This is a genomic window from Streptomyces sp. YGL11-2 (assembly GCF_050054615.1).
Lineage (GTDB): Bacteria > Actinomycetota > Actinomycetes > Streptomycetales > Streptomycetaceae > Streptomyces.
This window is the reverse complement of record NZ_JBNHIN010000005.1, coordinates 30,559-46,223: the sequence shown is the minus strand read 5'-3', so window position 1 is coordinate 46,223 and position 15,665 is coordinate 30,559. Positions and strand designations below refer to the sequence as shown.

14 protein-coding genes are annotated in these 15,665 nt (G+C 73.8%); 7 read left to right on the top strand and 7 right to left on the bottom strand.

The window, feature by feature from the left end; genetic code table 11:
• Positions 1–227 precede the first annotated feature (227 nt).
• Positions 228–1,397 carry a steroid 3-ketoacyl-CoA thiolase gene (locus ACO1BR_RS07910; RefSeq protein ID WP_426794309.1) on the top strand — a complete coding sequence of 390 codons (1,170 nt, stop codon included), beginning with the start codon at positions 228–230 and terminating at the stop codon, positions 1,395–1,397.
• Here the strand turns inward: ACO1BR_RS07910 and ACO1BR_RS07905 are convergent.
• The 6 genes from ACO1BR_RS07905 to ACO1BR_RS07880 form a co-directional block, all read right to left on the bottom strand.
• Entirely contained in the window at positions 1,381–2,283 is a 903-nt protein-coding gene (locus ACO1BR_RS07905) for an ECF transporter S component (RefSeq protein ID WP_426794308.1), read from the bottom strand. The two genes, ACO1BR_RS07910 and ACO1BR_RS07905, sit on opposite strands and share 17 nt — an antisense overlap.
• The gene (locus ACO1BR_RS07900) at positions 2,280–3,935 is read right to left on the bottom strand and encodes an ABC transporter ATP-binding protein (protein ID WP_426794307.1); all 1,656 of its coding nucleotides are present in this window, start codon (positions 3,933–3,935) and stop codon (positions 2,280–2,282) included. The genes ACO1BR_RS07905 and ACO1BR_RS07900 overlap by 4 nt, the downstream gene beginning before the upstream one ends.
• Entirely contained in the window at positions 3,932–5,113 is a 1,182-nt protein-coding gene (locus ACO1BR_RS07895; RefSeq protein ID WP_426794306.1) for an energy-coupling factor transporter transmembrane component T, read from the bottom strand. The genes ACO1BR_RS07900 and ACO1BR_RS07895 overlap by 4 nt, the downstream gene beginning before the upstream one ends.
• Entirely contained in the window at positions 5,110–5,784 is a 675-nt protein-coding gene (locus ACO1BR_RS07890; protein WP_426794305.1) for an SCO2322 family protein, read from the bottom strand. The genes ACO1BR_RS07895 and ACO1BR_RS07890 overlap by 4 nt, the downstream gene beginning before the upstream one ends.
• Positions 5,784–7,175 carry a prenyltransferase/squalene oxidase repeat-containing protein gene (locus ACO1BR_RS07885; RefSeq protein WP_426794304.1) on the bottom strand — a complete coding sequence of 464 codons (1,392 nt, stop codon included), beginning with the start codon at positions 7,173–7,175 and terminating at the stop codon, positions 5,784–5,786. Before ACO1BR_RS07885 ends, ACO1BR_RS07890 begins: the two co-directional genes overlap by 1 nt.
• Before the next feature lie 634 nt (positions 7,176–7,809).
• Positions 7,810–8,850 (bottom strand): MBL fold metallo-hydrolase, encoded by a 1,041-nt coding sequence (locus tag ACO1BR_RS07880; protein ID WP_426794303.1) that lies wholly within the window; start codon positions 8,848–8,850, stop codon positions 7,810–7,812.
• 163 nt (positions 8,851–9,013) lie between these two features.
• Here ACO1BR_RS07880 and ACO1BR_RS07875 point away from each other — a divergent pair, with 163 nt between their 5' ends.
• Both ACO1BR_RS07875 and ACO1BR_RS07870 read left to right on the top strand, forming a co-directional pair.
• Positions 9,014–10,465, top strand: a complete 1,452-nt coding sequence (locus ACO1BR_RS07875; protein ID WP_426794302.1) for an aldehyde dehydrogenase — start codon at positions 9,014–9,016, stop codon at positions 10,463–10,465.
• Positions 10,465–10,698, top strand: coding sequence for a ferredoxin (locus tag ACO1BR_RS07870; protein ID WP_426794301.1), 234 nt, complete (start codon positions 10,465–10,467; stop codon positions 10,696–10,698). The genes ACO1BR_RS07875 and ACO1BR_RS07870 overlap by 1 nt, the downstream gene beginning before the upstream one ends.
• Before the next feature lie 23 nt (positions 10,699–10,721).
• Here ACO1BR_RS07870 and ACO1BR_RS07865 read toward each other — a convergent pair whose 3' ends face one another.
• Positions 10,722–11,360: a TetR family transcriptional regulator gene (locus ACO1BR_RS07865; protein ID WP_426794300.1), complete on the bottom strand. Its 639-nt coding sequence runs from the start codon at positions 11,358–11,360 to the stop codon at positions 10,722–10,724.
• A 239-nt stretch (positions 11,361–11,599) separates the two neighbouring features.
• Between ACO1BR_RS07865 and ACO1BR_RS07860 the strand changes: the two genes are divergently transcribed.
• From ACO1BR_RS07860 to ACO1BR_RS07845, 4 genes are all read left to right on the top strand, one after another.
• Positions 11,600–12,955 (top strand): glycosyltransferase family 4 protein, encoded by a 1,356-nt coding sequence (locus tag ACO1BR_RS07860; RefSeq protein WP_426794299.1) that lies wholly within the window; start codon positions 11,600–11,602, stop codon positions 12,953–12,955.
• Between the two features lie 59 nt (positions 12,956–13,014).
• Positions 13,015–13,860, top strand: a complete 846-nt coding sequence (locus ACO1BR_RS07855) for a class I SAM-dependent methyltransferase (RefSeq protein ID WP_426794298.1) — start codon at positions 13,015–13,017, stop codon at positions 13,858–13,860.
• A complete protein-coding gene (locus ACO1BR_RS07850) occupies positions 13,857–14,927 on the top strand; it encodes a prenyltransferase (protein WP_426794297.1) in 1,071 nt (356 codons plus the stop codon). The genes ACO1BR_RS07855 and ACO1BR_RS07850 overlap by 4 nt, the downstream gene beginning before the upstream one ends.
• 132 nt (positions 14,928–15,059) lie before the next feature.
• A complete protein-coding gene (locus ACO1BR_RS07845; RefSeq protein ID WP_426794296.1) occupies positions 15,060–15,647 on the top strand; it encodes a hypothetical protein in 588 nt (195 codons plus the stop codon).
• Positions 15,648–15,665: the final 18 nt, after the last annotated feature.

Below are 15,665 nucleotides of genomic sequence, written 5' to 3'. Positions count from 1 at the left end.
GCGAGGGCGTCTCCTGACGGGTCATCAGGTCTGGTCGCGGTGAAGGTAGTGACGCGTCCCGCAAGTGGCAAGGGTCGTGGCGATACCCGTTGCGCACAAGGGGGTTGCAGCCCTCTTGCGCCACGGGGTGCGGCTCACGAGACTGTTCGCAGAACTAGAACGCGTACTAGTTCTTCCCTCTGTGGGCGCCGGGACGCCCGCGGACGCGAGGAGAGGACGAGTCAGTCATGGCCGCGGAACCCGTCATCGTCGAAGCCGTACGCACCCCGATCGGCAAGCGCGGAGGTGCGCTTGCCAACCTCCACCCCGCCTACCTCCTGGGCGAGACGTACCGCGAACTCCTCGCCCGCACGGGCATCCAGCCCGACTGCGTCGAACAGATCGTCGGCGGCACCGTCACCCACGCCGGCGAGCAGTCCATGAACCCGGCCCGCAACGCCTGGCTCGCCATGGGCCTCCCGTACGAGACGGCGGCCACCACCGTCGACTGCCAGTGCGGCTCCTCCCAGCAGGCCAACCACATGGTGGCGAACATGATCGCGGCCGGCGTCATCGACATCGGGATCGGCTGCGGCGTCGAGGCGATGTCCCGGGTCCCCCTCGGCAGCGGCTCCAAGCACGGCCCGGGGAAGCCCTGGCCCGACGAGTGGAACGTCGACCTGCCCAACCAGTTCGAGGCCGCCGAGCGCATCGCCCGCCACCGCGGCCTGACCCGCGAGAACGTCGACTCCCTCGGCCTCATCTCCCAGGAGCGCGCGTCCACCGCCTGGGCCGAGGAGCGCTTCAAACGGGAGACCTTCGCCGTCCAGGTCCCCACCACGGAGGACGAACAGGCCGCGGGACAGGGGATGTGGCGGCTGGTCGACCGCGACGAGGGGCTGCGGGACACCAGCATGGCGGCGCTGGGCGGCCTCAAGCCGGTCATGCCCACCGCCGTCCACACCGCGGGCAACTCCTCGCAGATCTCCGACGGCGCCTGCGCGGTGATGTGGGCCTCCAAGAGGATGGCGCGCGCCCTCAAACTCAGGCCGCGGGCCCGCATCGTGGCCCAGGCCCTGGTCGGCTCCGACCCGCACTTCCACCTGGACGGGCCGATCGACGCGACCCGGGCGGTACTGGGCAAGGCCGGGATGTCGCTGAAGGACATCGACCTCGTCGAGATCAACGAGGCGTTCGCCTCCGTCGTCCTGTCCTGGGCGCAGGTCTTCGAGCAGGATCTGACGAAGGTCAACGTGAACGGCGGCGCCATCGCCCTCGGCCACCCGGTCGGTGCCACCGGCGCCCGGCTGATCACCACCGCCCTGCACGAACTGGAGCGCCGGGACAAGGAGTTCGCGCTGATCACGATGTGCGCCGGCGGCGGGCTGGCGACCGGGACGATCATTCAGCGGCTGTAGCGGCCCGCCCGGCCGGCTCGGTCGCCCCGGCCGCCGGCGGCGTACCCGGGGCGAAGGAGACCGGCGCCTCGAAGGCGGCCCGGCGGGTGGCGCGGCGCAGCGCCTTGAGGACCGGGCCGCCGAGCGTGGCGGTCAGCACGACGGTGACCAGGGCGCGCGGCAGGTCCCAGCCGAGCGAGGTGGCCAGGCAGTACGCGAGGTAGCGGGCCAGGTTGTCGTGCAGCGGGTCGCCGGGGACGAAGGAGACGCCGGAGGCCAGACCGGCGATGTACGGCCAGCCCTGGAGGTTCATCACCAGCCCGTAGAGGACCGCGGCGAGCGCCCCGTACGCGGCGAGCAGCGCCAGTTCGCGGCGCCCGCGCAGCAGGTCCGGCCCCGGCAGCAGTCCCGCGCCCATCGACACCCACCCCATCGAGAGCATCTGGAACGGCAGCCACGGGCCGACCCCGCCGGTCAGCAGTGCCGACGCGAACATGGCCACCGACCCCAGGACGAAGCCGAACCCCGGACCGAGCACCCGCCCCGCCAGCACCATCAGGAAGAACATCGGCTCGATCCCGGCGGTGCCCGCCCCCAGCGGGCGCAGCGCCGCCCCGGCGGCAGCCAGCACGCCGAGCATCGCGATGGCCTTGGCGTCCAGGCTGGGGGTCCCCCCAGCGTCAGCTGGGGGCTTGTCCGCGACCGTCGCCACCGCGACGGCGAGCAGCAGCGGCAGCAGCGCCGCGAACAGCCAGGGCGCGTCCTGGGAATGGGCGAGCCCGGACGCGGAGTCGGCGAGCAGCGGCCAGCCGAACGCCATCACGCCGACGGCCGAGACCAGGACCAGGGCGGCGACGGAGCGGGGGCCGAGGCGTACCGCACGGGCTGGGCGGGGCGGCGCGGTCATGCCGTCGCCTCCAGGGTGCGCGCGACCTGGGAGACGGTCAGCCAGGGCAGCGGGGAGAGGATCTTGGCGACCTGCGGGGCGAACGACGGCGAGGAGACCACCACGTCGCCGGTGGGGCCGTCGGCGACCACCTCGCCGTCCGCCAGGATGACGACGCGGTGCGCCAGTTCGGCGGCCAGCTCCACGTCGTGGGTGGCCAGCACGATGGCATGGCCCTCGTCGGCCAGGGCGCGCAGCAGCTCGACCAGCCGGGCCTTGGCCGCGTAGTCCAGGCCGCGGGTGGGCTCGTCGAGCAGCAGCAGCGGAGGCCGGGCGGCCAGCACCACGGCCAGCGCGAGGGCCAGGCGCTGGCCCTCGGACAGATCGCGCGGATGCGCGGAGTCCGCGACGCCGGGCAGCAGTTGGGCGACCAGCTCCCGGCAGCGGCCGGCCGGCGCGCCGGCGTCCTGGTCGGCGGCGGCGCACTCGGCGGCCACGGTGTCCGCGCAGAGCAGGTCCCGGGGATCCTGGGGCACCAGCCCGACCCGGCGCAGCAGAGCGCGGGGCCGGGTGCGGTGCGGTACGGCGCCGCCCACGCGGACCGTGCCGGAGGCCGGCTCGTGCATCCCGACCAGGGTCGTCAACAGGGTGGACTTGCCCGCGCCGTTGCGGCCCATCAGGGCGACCGTCTCACCGGGGCGGACGGTGAGGTCGACGCCGTGCAGGGCCTCGCTCCGGCCGCGGCGGACGCTGAGGCCGTGGACCGCGGCGACCGGGTCCCCGCCGGGCACAGGGGCCGCGCCCGCGCCGGCCGCCGGCGCGGTGGCCGCCGGCGCGGTGGCCGCCGGCGCGGTGGCCCCGGCCAGCCGGTCGCGGAGCGGGGCGGCCCTGCGGCGCGCGTCGCGCACGGAGAGCGGGAGGGGCGACCAGCCGGCGAGCCGCCCCAGGGAGACGACCGGCGGATGGACCGGCGAGACGGCCATCACCTCGGCCGGGTCGCCCATCACGGGCGCGGCGCCGGGACCCGGCAGCAGGATCACCTGGTCCGCGTACTGGACCACCCGCTCCAGCCGGTGCTCGGCCAGCAGCACCGTCGTCCCCAGGTCGTGGACCAGCCGCTGGAGCACCGCCAGCACCTCCTCGGCGGCGGCCGGGTCCAGTGCCGAGGTCGGCTCGTCCAGGACCAGCACCTTGGGATGGGTGGTGAGCACCGACCCGATCGCCACCCGCTGCATCTGACCGCCCGACAGCGTGCCGATGGCCCGGTCGCGCAGCTCCGCCAGACCCAGCAGGTCCAGGGTCTCCTCGACGCGGCGGCGCATCACGTCCGGGGCCAGGCCCAGCGACTCCATCCCGTAGGCGAGTTCGTCCTCGACGGTGTCGGTGACGAAGTGCGCCAGCGGGTCCTGGCCCACGGTGCCCACGACATCGGCCAGTTCGCGCGGCGGGTGGTGGCGGGTGTCCCGGCCGTCGACGGTCACCCGGCCGTGCAGGGTGCCGCCGGTGAAGTGCGGGACGAGCCCGCACACGGCGTTCAGGAGGGTGGACTTGCCCACGCCGGACGGACCGACGAGGAGGCACAACTCGCCCTCGGGCACGGTCAGGTCGACGCCCCGTACGGCGGGCGCGGCGGCGTCCCCGTAGGTGACCGAGACCTGCTCGAAGCGGATCACTGGGCGGGCTCCTTCGTGGACGGATCGGAAGTGGCCGTACGGGCGGGGGCGTTGGCGCGGTCCGGCCGGCGCGCCCCGCCGTCCCCGCCCGCGGGCACCGGCACGGGTACCGGCGCAACCACCGCGGGCGCCAGCCCCACCAGCAGCGACAGTGCCGGCCACAGCGGCAGCACCGGTGCGGTCAGCGGCACCGCGGGCGGGTGCAGGGCCGCCGGGGCGTAGCCGTTGGCGGCGATCATGAGGGCGGCGACGGCGATGCCCGAACCGGCCACCAGCCAGGCGCGCACGCCCCACCGCTCGGGCCGGTAGCGGGTGCGCATCGACCGCCGGCCGCCCAGCCACAGCCCGGCCAGCGCGGCGGCGAGCCCGGCCAGCAGCAGCGGCAGCCCGTAGCCGCCGCCGGTGTCGCCCAGCAGTCCGTACGTGCCCGCGCAGACGCCCAGCAGCCCGCCGAGGGTCAGCGCGGAGGTCGTGTGCCGCACGGCGCGCGGCACTTGGGCGGTACGGCCGTAGCCGCGCGCGTCCATCGCCGCGGCCAGCGCCACCGAGCGCTCCAGCGCGCCCTCCAGCACCGGCAGCCCGACCTGGAGGAGCGCCCGGGCGCCCCGGTCCGGGCGGCCCCGCAGCCGCCGGGCGGCCCGCAGCCGCTGGACGTCCGCGATCAGGTTCGGCGCGAACGTCATCGCGACGACGACTGCCACCCCCGCCTCGTAGAGCGCGCTCGGCAGCGACTTCAGCAGCCGGGCCGGGTTGGCGAGCGCGTTGGCGGCGCCCACGCAGATCAGCAGCGTGGCCAGCTTCAGGCCGTCGTACGCCGCGAAGGCCATGCCCTCCGCGGTGACCCGGCCGCCGACCCGGACGCCCTTCGCCCAATCGGGGAGCGGCAATTCGGGGAGCGCGACCAGGACGTGCGTACCGGGAACCGGCGAACCGAGCACGAACGCGAACACCAGCCGGATGCCGATCACCAGCAGCCCGAGCTTGACGAACGCCCCGTACGAGCGGGCCCACGGCGCGGTCGTCCGGCGGGCCGCCACGACATAGCCGGCCACGCCGATCAGCAGTCCCAGCAGCAGCGGATTGGTGGTCCGCGACGCCGCGGTCGCCAGGCCGAGCGCCCACAGCCACCAGGCGCCCGCGTGCAGCGCGGTGGTACGGGTCGCCTGCGGGGCGCTCATCCGCGCCGGCGGCGGGCCTGCCACACGCCGGCCGCGCCCAGTACGACGACGGCCGCGATGCCGCCCAGCAGACCGGCGGAGGGGCCGCCGGAGGCGCCCGATGCGCCGGGGCTTTCCTTCGCTCCGTCCTTCGACCCGTCCTTCGATCCGCCGGCGACCTGTTCCGCGCAGCCGGACCGCGGGTAGCCCGCGATGGCGCACAGCAGCGCGTTGGCGTCATAGCGCAGCGGTTTCGCGACCGCCGCCAGCGCATCGCCCGCCGAGGCGTCCTCGGGCACCTGGGCACACGCCGTCCGGGCGGGCGGCGGCTGCTCGCCGGCGGGGGCGTCCGCCGCGGTGCCGAAGTCCAGGGCGACACCGATGCGCTTGCTGCCCGGCTTCACCGGGGTGGTACGGCAGATCGCCGCGAAGTCGGGGGCGGTGCGCGGCGTACCGGCCTTGGCGGAGTCGGTGCTGACGGTGAAGCGGAAACCCGCGACGGCGCCGTCGGCCGGCCGCAGCGTGGCCGGCCCTGCGGTGGCGTACGTCCACGAGCCGCCGCTGCCGCCCTTCGCCTCCCAGAACGACCAGTAGCGGTACTCCTGCGCCTGCGCGGGCGCGGCGGACAGCCCGGCGACCGCCCCGGCTAGGAGCAGGGCCGCGGCGCCCCGCCCGCATCGGCTGCCCCGCATCACAGGGCGTTCTTGTTCTTGCGGCCGCTGAGCAGGAAGCCGATGCCGGCGCCGAAGGCCAGCCCGACGCCGACCACCCACCACACGTTGATGCCGCCGCCGGTGTCGTGGGTGTTCTTGGCGTTCTTGTCCTGGGTGGTGGGTGCGCTGCCCTCCGGAGCCGGGCCGGTCGCGTTGAGCGCGGCCACCAGGTCGGTGCCGCCGAAGGAGCGCGGGTCGGTGCCGGTGGCGTGCGCGGCCAGCACCAGCTGGGCGTACGCGGCCGGGCCGCTCTGCTTCGCCCAGCCCGCGGCGTTCTTCTCCAGCCACTGCAGGGGCTTCTGCGCGTCGGCGCCGTGCGAACCGGCCGCCAGCGCCACCACGGTGTCGGCGGTGTTGCCCACGTCGGGCTGCTGCTCGGCGCCCGGCATCGCGGAGCGCAGGTGCTGGCCGTTGGCGTCCAGCTGGGCCACCAGATACGCGCTGCCGGCGTCCGCGGCGCGCGCCCGCTGGTCCGCCCCGTCGACCCCGTCGGCGCCGTTGGTGGCCTTGGCGCTGTCCCTGCCCTGGTCCTCCCCGCAGGTCAGTGCCTTGACCGGTGCGGTGGCGTCCTTGCCGGCCGGGTCGACGACGAAGCCCTTCCCCAGCGCGCCGGTGACGGCAGCCGCGGTCGCGTCGGCGTTCGGCGCCGCGCTCTTGAGCTGGAAGGCGAACGCGCCGCGCGCGTCGTCCTTCGTGTCCTTCGCGTCGCAGCCCAACTGGAATCCCAGCAGCGCGTCGTACGGGTTCTTGCCGTCCTTCTTCGACGTCACGGACTCGGGCCGCTCGCCCGCCGCGGTGAGCGCGCCGATGACGACGGCGGTGGAGTTGGCGTCGCTGTCCGAACCGGCCATCGAGCCCCAGCCGCCGTCGTCGTGCTGGACGGACTTCAGCCAGCCGACGGCCTTCTGCACGGCGCTGCCGTGCTCGCCGAGCGCGGCCAGCGCCTGGACCGCGGCGGCCGTCTGGTTGGTGTCCCGCATCGTCTTGGCGTCGCACGCGGCGCCGGCGTCGGGACGGAACGCGGCGAACGAGCCGTCGGCGCACTGCTGCCCGGCGAGCCAGTCGACGGCCGACGCCGCGGGCCGCACCCCGACCGTGTGCTGCGCGAGCAGCGCCAGCGACTGGCGCCAGACGCCGTCGTACCGGGGGTCCTTGGTGCCGTAGAGGCCGCGCGGGAGCTTGGCGGGCGTGGCCGGGTCGGCGGCGGTGTGCGTGGCGGGGGCGGCGTATGCGGTGGGGGTGGCGTACGAGGTGAGGACCGTGCCCACGACGGCCGTGGCGGCCAGCGCCGCGGCGGCGCGGGCGCGGGGGGCCCGGGCGGCGACGGGGTGCGTCTGCGGCGACGGGGTCTGGGGAGCCAGGGGGGCCATGGGGGCCGTGGTGGCCATCGGGTCGGTGCCTCTCGGGTCGGTTCGCGGCGGTGTACGCAGCCGCGGCTCGGCCGTGCCGCGCGCCCTGGTGGGCGGTTCGCGGTGGCACCGGGCTCAGCTCCGTATACCTCGACGGTGCCGCGCACCGGCCGTCCGCTCGGGCGGCGGGTCGGTGGCGGGAGCCTTGGTCGTGCCCTACGGGTGCTCCGGCTGGTACGGCGGTGCATACGGGGGTGCGCGGTATGCGGCCGTGCTCACGGTTGCGGGTCAGCGCCGGATTTACACCGGCTTTCCCCGATCGGGTACGGATGAAGTTGTCCCGCACACCTTAACGCTCCGCTGGGGGGGCGCCGATGTCGTGGTGGGGACCGTTCTTGGCTGCCGTCCGGTGGGGGCTGGCGTGGCCTCGGCTGCTGTCCGGTGGGTGGGGGCCGGAGGGCTGCACCGGAGTTCGTCCTCGGCGCGGGCGCATCTGGTCAGTCAGATGACGAATGCCCCGGCGTTCGCTCCAGGTCCTGCGGGCGCACTCCGGTACATCCCTCCGGCCCTGCGCCGTTGCCGACTGGCGGCCGGTGGCTCCGACCGGTGGTGGTGTCGGTGTGCCTTCTGCCGGTGGAGCCGTTGCTGCGATGGGTCACACCGCCTGGTACCGCTGGGGGGCGTTGCCCGGGAGGAGTTCGGCGTGGCCGAGTTTTACCAGGCGGCGGAGGTGGGCCTCGGCTTCGGAGACGGCGATGTTGCGGGAGGCGTAGGGGATCTGGTCCCAGGGGCGGTTCCACTGCATGGCGGTGGCGAGTTGCCAGGGGGTGCGGGGTTCGCGGAGCAGTGTTCTCAGGTCGGAGAGGCGCTCTTCGTGGTGAGCGATGAGCTGCCCTATGCGGGCGTCGGCGTTGGTGAAGGCGTGCTGGTGGGCGGGGAGGACCTCGGCGGGGGCGAGGCGGGCGATGCGTTCGAGGGAGTCGAGGTAGTCGCCGAGGGGGTCGGTGGGGGTGGTGTCGTCGGGGTCCTCGTAGAGGCCGATGTGCGGGGTGATGCCGGGGAGGAGGTGGTCGCCGGAGAAGAGGCGGCCGGAGCCGGGGGTGCGGGCGGGGTGTTCCTCTTCAAGGTGCAGGCAGACGTGGCCGGGGGTGTGGCCCGGGGTCCAGATGGCGCGGAGGCGGCGGCCGGGGAGGTCGAGAAGTTCGCCGGGGGCGATCGCGCGGTCGGGGAGGGCGGCCCGGCGGCCGGGGAGTCGCTGGCCGCGGCCGGCGGCGCGGGCCTCGCGCAGGGGTGCCAGATGGTCGTCGGGGGCGCCGGCCGCGGTGAGTTTGGCGAGGAGGTAGTCGAGCCACTGGCCCGGTTCGGCCTCGCGGGTGCGCCGGACGAACGCGGCGTCCGCGGCGTGCATCGCGATCCAGGCGCCGGAGGTCTCCCGGACCTTGGCGGAGAGGCCGTGGTGGTCGGGGTGGTGGTGGGTGATCAGTACGCCGTGGATGTCGGCGAGGGCGAAGCCGCAGGCGGTGACGCCGGCGGTGAGGGTGTCCCAGGAGTCGGGGTCGTCCCAGCCGGTGTCGATGAGGACCGGGCCGCGGTCGGTTTCCAGGAGGTGGACGAGGGTGTGGCCGAGGGGGTTGTCGGGGATGGGGACGGCGATGCTCCATACGCCGCCCCTGTGGTCGATCACCTGCGGTGTCATGTCCCGTCCCCTCGTCGCCTGCTGTCACTATAACTAGAACGGGTTTCAGGTGAGGTGAAGTGTGCTTGAGGGGTGGGTAGTTGGGGCGGTTGTCGTGGACTCGGGGAAGGGGAACTGGTATCAGTTCTGATGGAGCGTCAGAAACCTTCGGGAGGCGGCAGAGATGAGCGACCTCGTCGAGCACGGCAAGCTCTACATAGGCGGTGAGTGGGTCGACCCGGCCGGTACGGACACGATCGAGGTCGTCTCACCGCACACCGAACAGGTCATCGGCCGGGTTCCGCACGCGTCGCGGGCCGATGTCGACCGGGCGGTGGCCGCGGCCCGCCGGTCGTTTGCGGCGGGGGAGTGGGCCAACGCGCCGTTGGCGGACCGGATCGCGGTGGTGAGCCGGATCAAGGACGCCTTCGCGGTGCGCGGCGAGGAGTTCGCCCGGGTCATCGGCGCGCAGAACGGGACGCCGGTGACCTCGGGCGTCATGGTGCAGTCGCTGGCCGCGATGATGGTGTGGGACGCGGCGATCACGGTGGCCGGGGGGTTCGCGTTCGAGGAGCGGCGGGCGGGGGTGCTGGGGCCGCTGCTGGTCCGCCGGGAGCCGGTGGGGGTGGTCGCGGCCGTGGTGCCGTGGAACGTCCCGCAGTTCACCGCCGCCGCCAAGCTCGCGCCGGCGCTGCTGGCCGGGTGCTCGGTGGTGCTGAAGGTGTCGCCGGAGACCCCGCTGGACGCGTATCTGCTCGCGGAGATCGCGTCGGAGGCGGGGGTGCCGGAGGGGGTGCTGTCGATCCTGCCGGCCGACCGGGAGGTGAGCGAGTACCTGGTCGGGCATCCGGGCGTGGACAAGGTGTCGTTCACCGGGTCGGTGGCGGCCGGCAAGCGGGTCATGGAGGTCGCGGCCCGCCATCTCAGCCGGGTGACGCTGGAGTTGGGCGGCAAGTCGGCGGCGGTGATCCTGCCGGACGCGGATCTGGACGCGGCGGTGGCCGGGATCGCGCCGTTCGCCTGGATGATCAACGGGCAGGCGTGCGTGGCGCAGACCCGGATCCTCGCGCCGCGCGCCCGCTACGACGAGATCGCGGAGCGGTTCGCCGCGGCGGCGGGTGCGCTGCGGGTCGGCGATCCACTGGATCCGGCCACCGAGGTCGGGCCGTTGGTGGCCCGCCGTCAGCAGCGGCGGTCGCTGGACTACATCGCGCTGGGGCAGCAGGAGGGCGCCAAGGTGCTGGCGGGCGGCGGGCGTCCGAAGGACCTGCCGACGGGCTGGTATGTCGAGCCGACACTGTTCGGCGAGGTCGACAACGCGATGCGGATCGCGCGCGAGGAGATCTTCGGGCCGGTGATCTGCCTGCTGCCGTACGAGGACGAGGCGGAGGCGGTGCGGATCGCCGACGACTCGGAGTACGGGCTGTCCGGGTCGGTGTGGACGGCCGACGTGGAGCGGGGGATCGAGGTCGCGCGGCAGGTGCGGACGGGGACGTACTCGGTGAACACGTTCAGCATCGACATGCTCGGTCCCTTCGGCGGCTACAAGAACTCAGGGATCGGGCGGGAGTTCGGGCCGGAGGGCTTCGCCGAGTACCTGGAGCACAAGATGATCCACCTGCCGGCGGGTGCCTGATGGCGGAGCGCTGGCGGGTGGCGGTGGACCGGCGGGTCTGCATCGGGTCCGGGCTGTGCGTCGGGGCCGCGCCGGACGGGTTCCGCCTGGACACGGCGCGCCAGTCGCACCCCGTGGCGGCGGAGACGGACGCCGGGGAGGGCGTACTGGCCGCGGCCGAGGGGTGCCCGGTCGAGGCGATCACGATCACCTCGGTGGCGAGCGGGGAGGCGGTCTTCCCTCCCGAGGAGTGAGGGGTGCGCGGGGCGGAGGGTTCTCAGCCCTTCGCCCCGGTGCCGGGAGTTGTGAGGTCGATCAGCCGGCAGACCGTCTCGATGTCGATCTTCACCTGGGCGATCGACGCCCGCCCGGAGAGCCAGGTGATCAGCGCCGAGTGCCAGGTGTGCTCGATGACCCGGACCGCGGAGAGCTGTTCGGGAGTGGGCGGGCCCGCCAGGCCCATGGCGTCCAGGATGATCGCGGTGGTCAGCCGGGAGACGGTGTCGACCTCGGGGCTGACGGACCGGTCGGCGAAGGTCAGGGCGCGCACCATCGCGTCGGCGAGGTGCGGTTCGCGCTGGAGCGCGCGGAAGGCCCGCATCAGGGTCTGGGCGACCCGGGCGCCGGGGTCCTCCTCCGACGGGGGGCGCTTGCGCAACGTCTCGTGCATGTGCTGGAGCTGGTCCTGCATGGTGGCGACGAGCAGGTGCACCTTGGACGGGAAGTAGCGGTAGAGGGTGCCGAGCGCGACCCCGGAGGACTCGGCGACCTCACGCATCTGGACGGCGTCGAAGCCGCCGCGGCTGGCCAGTTTGGCGCTGGCGTGCAGGATGCGGCGGCGCCGGGCCTCCTGACGCTCGGTCAGGGGAGGACTCGCGGGAAGCGCCGGCCGGGCCGCCTTGGATTCCGTAGTCATATGTCCCATTCCGTGGCTTTCCATCCGCGGTGCGGTGAGTGTCGGTGGTGCGATCGGCACAGCATGGCAGGGGGGTGTGTGGTGGCGCGAATCACCTGGTGCGGCTCTTCTCGCTCCGTTCCCGGCCGGTAGATTCGAACCTCGCCGAACTGATCAGTAGCTATACGGTTCTGCAACTTGTTCTAGATTATCGCCAGCGGCTACGCTCCGGCGAAAGTCCAGTGAGAAGGGGGCCGAGCGTGACCGCAGAGGCCGTCCAGGCAGCCGCGCCCCGCCCGGCAGAGGCCCCTTCGGCCTCCGCCCCGAACGACCCCGGGCGTCCCCTGCGCATCGCGATGCTCACGTACAAGGGGAACCCGTTCTGCGGCGGACAGGGCGTCTACGTACGCCACCTCTCGCGCGAACTGGCCCGCCTCGGCCACACCGTCGAGGTGATCGGCGCCCAGCCCTATCCCGTCCTCGACGACGGGGTGACGCTGACCGAGCTGCCGAGCCTCGACCTCTACCGCCAGCCCGACCCGTTCCGCACGCCCCGGCGCGGCGAGTACCGCGACTGGATCGACGCCCTTGAGGTCGGCACGATGTGGACCGGCGGCTTCCCCGAGCCGCTGACGTTCTCGCTGCGCGCCCGGCGCCATCTCGCCGCCCACCGCGGCCGGTTCGACGTCGTGCACGACAACCAGACGCTCGGGTACGGCCTGCTCGGCGGCCCCGGCGTGCTCGGCGCCCCCCTGGTCACCACCATCCACCACCCCATCACCGTCGACCGGCGGCTGGACCTGGCCGCCGCGCACGACTGGAAGCGCCGCGCCTCGGTCCGCCGCTGGTACGGCTTCACCCGCATGCAGAAGCGGGTCGCCCGCCGGCTGCCGTCGGTGCTGACCGTCTCCGGCTCCTCCCGCCAGGAGATCGTCGAGGACCTCGGCGTACGGACCGACCGGATCCATGTCGTGCACATCGGCGCCGACACCGACCTCTTCTCGCCGGACGCCGCCGTCCCGGAGGTGCCGGGCCGGATCGTCACCACCTCCAGCGCCGATGTGCCCCTCAAGGGCCTGATCCACCTCGTCGAGGCGCTGGCGAAGGTGCGGACCGAGAACCCGGACGCGCATCTGGTGGTCGTCGGCAGGCGCGCCGACGACGGGCCGGTCGCCGCCGCCATCGAGCGGCTCGGCCTCTCCGGCGCCATCGAGTTCGTCAAGGGCATCAGCGACGCCGAACTCGTCGACCTGGTCCGCGGTGCGCAGATCGCCTGTGTCCCGTCCCTCTACGAGGGCTTCTCGCTGCCCGCCGCCGAGGCGATGGCCACCGGGACGCCGCTGCTGGCCACCACCGGCGGCGCCATCCCCGAGGTCGCCGGCCCGGACGGCGAGACCTGCCTCGCGGTGCCGCCGGGCGACGCCGGCGCGCTGGCCGCCGGACTGCTCCGCCTGCTGGGCGACGACGCGCTGCGCCGCCGCCTCGGCGCGGCCGGCCGGGAGCGGGTGCTGTCCCGCTTCACCTGGCGGCAGGCCGCCATCGGCACCGCCGAGCGCTACCGCGAGGCGATCGCCCTCCAGGGCGGCCGGGCCGCCGCCCGCACCCTTCCCCGCTAGCCGTTCACCCCGTACCGCAGCCCTCACCGCCACCCACCGCCGGACGAAAGCAGAACGCTGTGCTGACCGTCGACTTTTCCCGTTTCCCGCTCGCTCCGGGCGACCGCGTACTCGATCTGGGGTGTGGCGCCGGCCGGCATGCCTTCGAGTGCTACCGGCGCGGCGCGCAGGTCGTCGCCCTCGACCAGAACGGCGAGGAGATCCGCGAGGTCGCCAAGTGGTTCGCCGCGATGAAGGAGGCCGGGGAGGCCCCGGCGGGCGCCTCCGCCGTCGCCATGGAGGGCGACGCGCTGGCGCTGCCGTTCCCGGACGACAGCTTCGACGTCGTGATTATCTCCGAGGTCATGGAGCACATCCCGGACGACAAGGGCGTGCTCGCCGAGATGGTCCGGGTGCTGCGGCCGGGCGGCCGGATCGCGGTCACCGTGCCCCGGTACGGTCCGGAGAAGATCTGCTGGGCGCTCAGCGACGCCTACCACGAGGTCGAGGGCGGCCATATCCGCATCTACCGCGGGGACGAACTCCTCGGCAAAATGCGGGAAGCCGGCCTGGAGCCGTACGGCACCCACCACGCGCACGGACTGCACAGCCCGTACTGGTGGCTGAAGTGCGCCTTCGGCGTGGACAACGAGCAGGCGCTGCCGGTGAAGGCGTACCACAAGCTGCTGGTCTGGGACATCATGAAGAAGCCGCTGGCCACCCGGCTCGCCGAGCAGGCGCTCAACCCGCTCATCGGCAAGAGCTTCGTCGCCTACGCCACGAAGCCGCGACTGCCGGAGGCGGAGGTACGAGCAGAGCCGGAGGCGGCGGCCGAGGCGCCTGCCGGGAAGCCCGCCAAGCGCGCGGCCAAGGCCACGAAGACGGCCAGGTCCACCACCGCGTCCGCTTCCGGGGCCGCCAAGTGACGAGTCCCGGACGTACCGAACGGCTGGTCCTGCCGGGGGTGCTCACCGCCGGTCAAGCGGCCCGCACGGTCGCCGGCATCCTGGCGACCCAGCGCGCGGACGGGGCGATCCCCTGGTTCCGCGGCCATCACCTCGACCCGTGGGACCACACCGAGGCAGCCATGGCGCTGGACGCGGCCGGGGAGCACGAGCACGCCGCGGCGGCGTACGACTGGCTGGTCCGGCATCAGAACCCGGACGGCTCCTGGTACGCGGCCTACGCCGACGGCGACGCGGCGGCGGCCACCGACCGCGGCCGGGAGAGCAACTTCTGCGCGTACATCGCGGTCGGCGTCTGGCACCACTACCTGTCCACCGGGGACGAGACCTTCCTCGACCGGATGTGGCCCGCGGTCCACGCGGCGATCGAGTACGTGCTGGAACTCCAGCAGCCCGGCGGCGAGATCGGCTGGAAGCGCGAGGACGACGGCACCCCCGTCAACGATGCGCTGCTGACCGGCTCGTCCTCCGTCTACCAGGCGCTGCGCTGCGCGCTGGCGCTCGCCGAGCAGCGCGAGGAGCCGCAGCCGGACTGGGAACTGGCGGTCGGCCGCCTGGGGCACGCGATACGCCACCACCCGGAGCGGTTCCTCGACAAGTCCCGCTACTCCATGGACTGGTACTACCCGGTCCTGGGCGGCGCGGTGCGCGGCGCGGCGGCCCGGGAGCGGATCGACGCGGACTGGGAGCGCTTCGTGGTACCCGGCCTGGGGGTGCGCTGCGTGCTGCCCAACCCCTGGGTCACCGGCGGCGAGAGCGCCGAACTGGCGCTGGCGCTCTGGGCGATGGGGGAGTCCGAGCGGGCGGTGCAGATCCTGAAGTGGATCCAGCACCTGCGCGCCGAGGACGGGATGTACTGGACCGGCTACGTCTTCGACGACGACGCGATCTGGCCGCGGGAGCTGACTTCCTGGACGGCCGGTTCACTGCTGCTGGCGGTGGCCGCCCTGGGCGGCGACGAAGCCACCACGGCGGTCTTCGGCGGTGAGCGGCTGCCGTCCGGGCTCGCCCCGGACTGCTGCCGGTAGCCCTCCCCCGTACGGGCGCGGGCCGCCACCGGACACCCCCATACGGCCGGTTCCCGGTGGCGGCCCTCCGGTGGGAGGGTCAGGCTGCGGACGAATGCTCCCCAGCCGACCCCAGCCCGCCGGAGGCGCGCCGTGACCGTCCAGTCGTCCCCCACCCGCAACCACGCGGCCCTCCGCCGGGCCGTCGTCGCGCTGCTGCTGGCGTGCAGCCTGACCGTGGGCGCCGTGGCCTGCAGCAAGAACAAGGGCGGCACCTCCGCTTCGCCCGGCGCCAGCGCCAGCCCGAGCCCCAGCCCCACCAGCTCGTTCGAGAAGCAGAAGTTCGCCAAGACCCGCTTCGTCGCCAACGCCGGGCTGGCGGCCGGCGCCACCTACCAGTGGATCGTCAAGCCGTACAAGGCGGGCACCTTCAAGAAGGGCGCCCAGGGCCGCAAGACCGCCCTGGTCAAGGCGGGCCTGGCCGGGGTCTTCACCTACAACCGGCTCAAGGCCGCGGTGCGCAACGCCCAGGGCGACCCCGCGCTCTCCAAGGCGCTGGCCCCGCTCAGCAGCGGCATCGAGTCGCTGAAGGACCTGGGCACCAAGCTGCGCAAGGGCGAGGCCGGCACCGGCGACGTCGACCAGTTCCAGAACGTCATCAACAACGTCAAGGACGCGGGCAAGAAGAACGGTGCCGAGGTGAAGGACCAGGTGCCGAGCGCCTCGCAATTGGGAGGCTGAGCCACCGGGGCGCGCAGT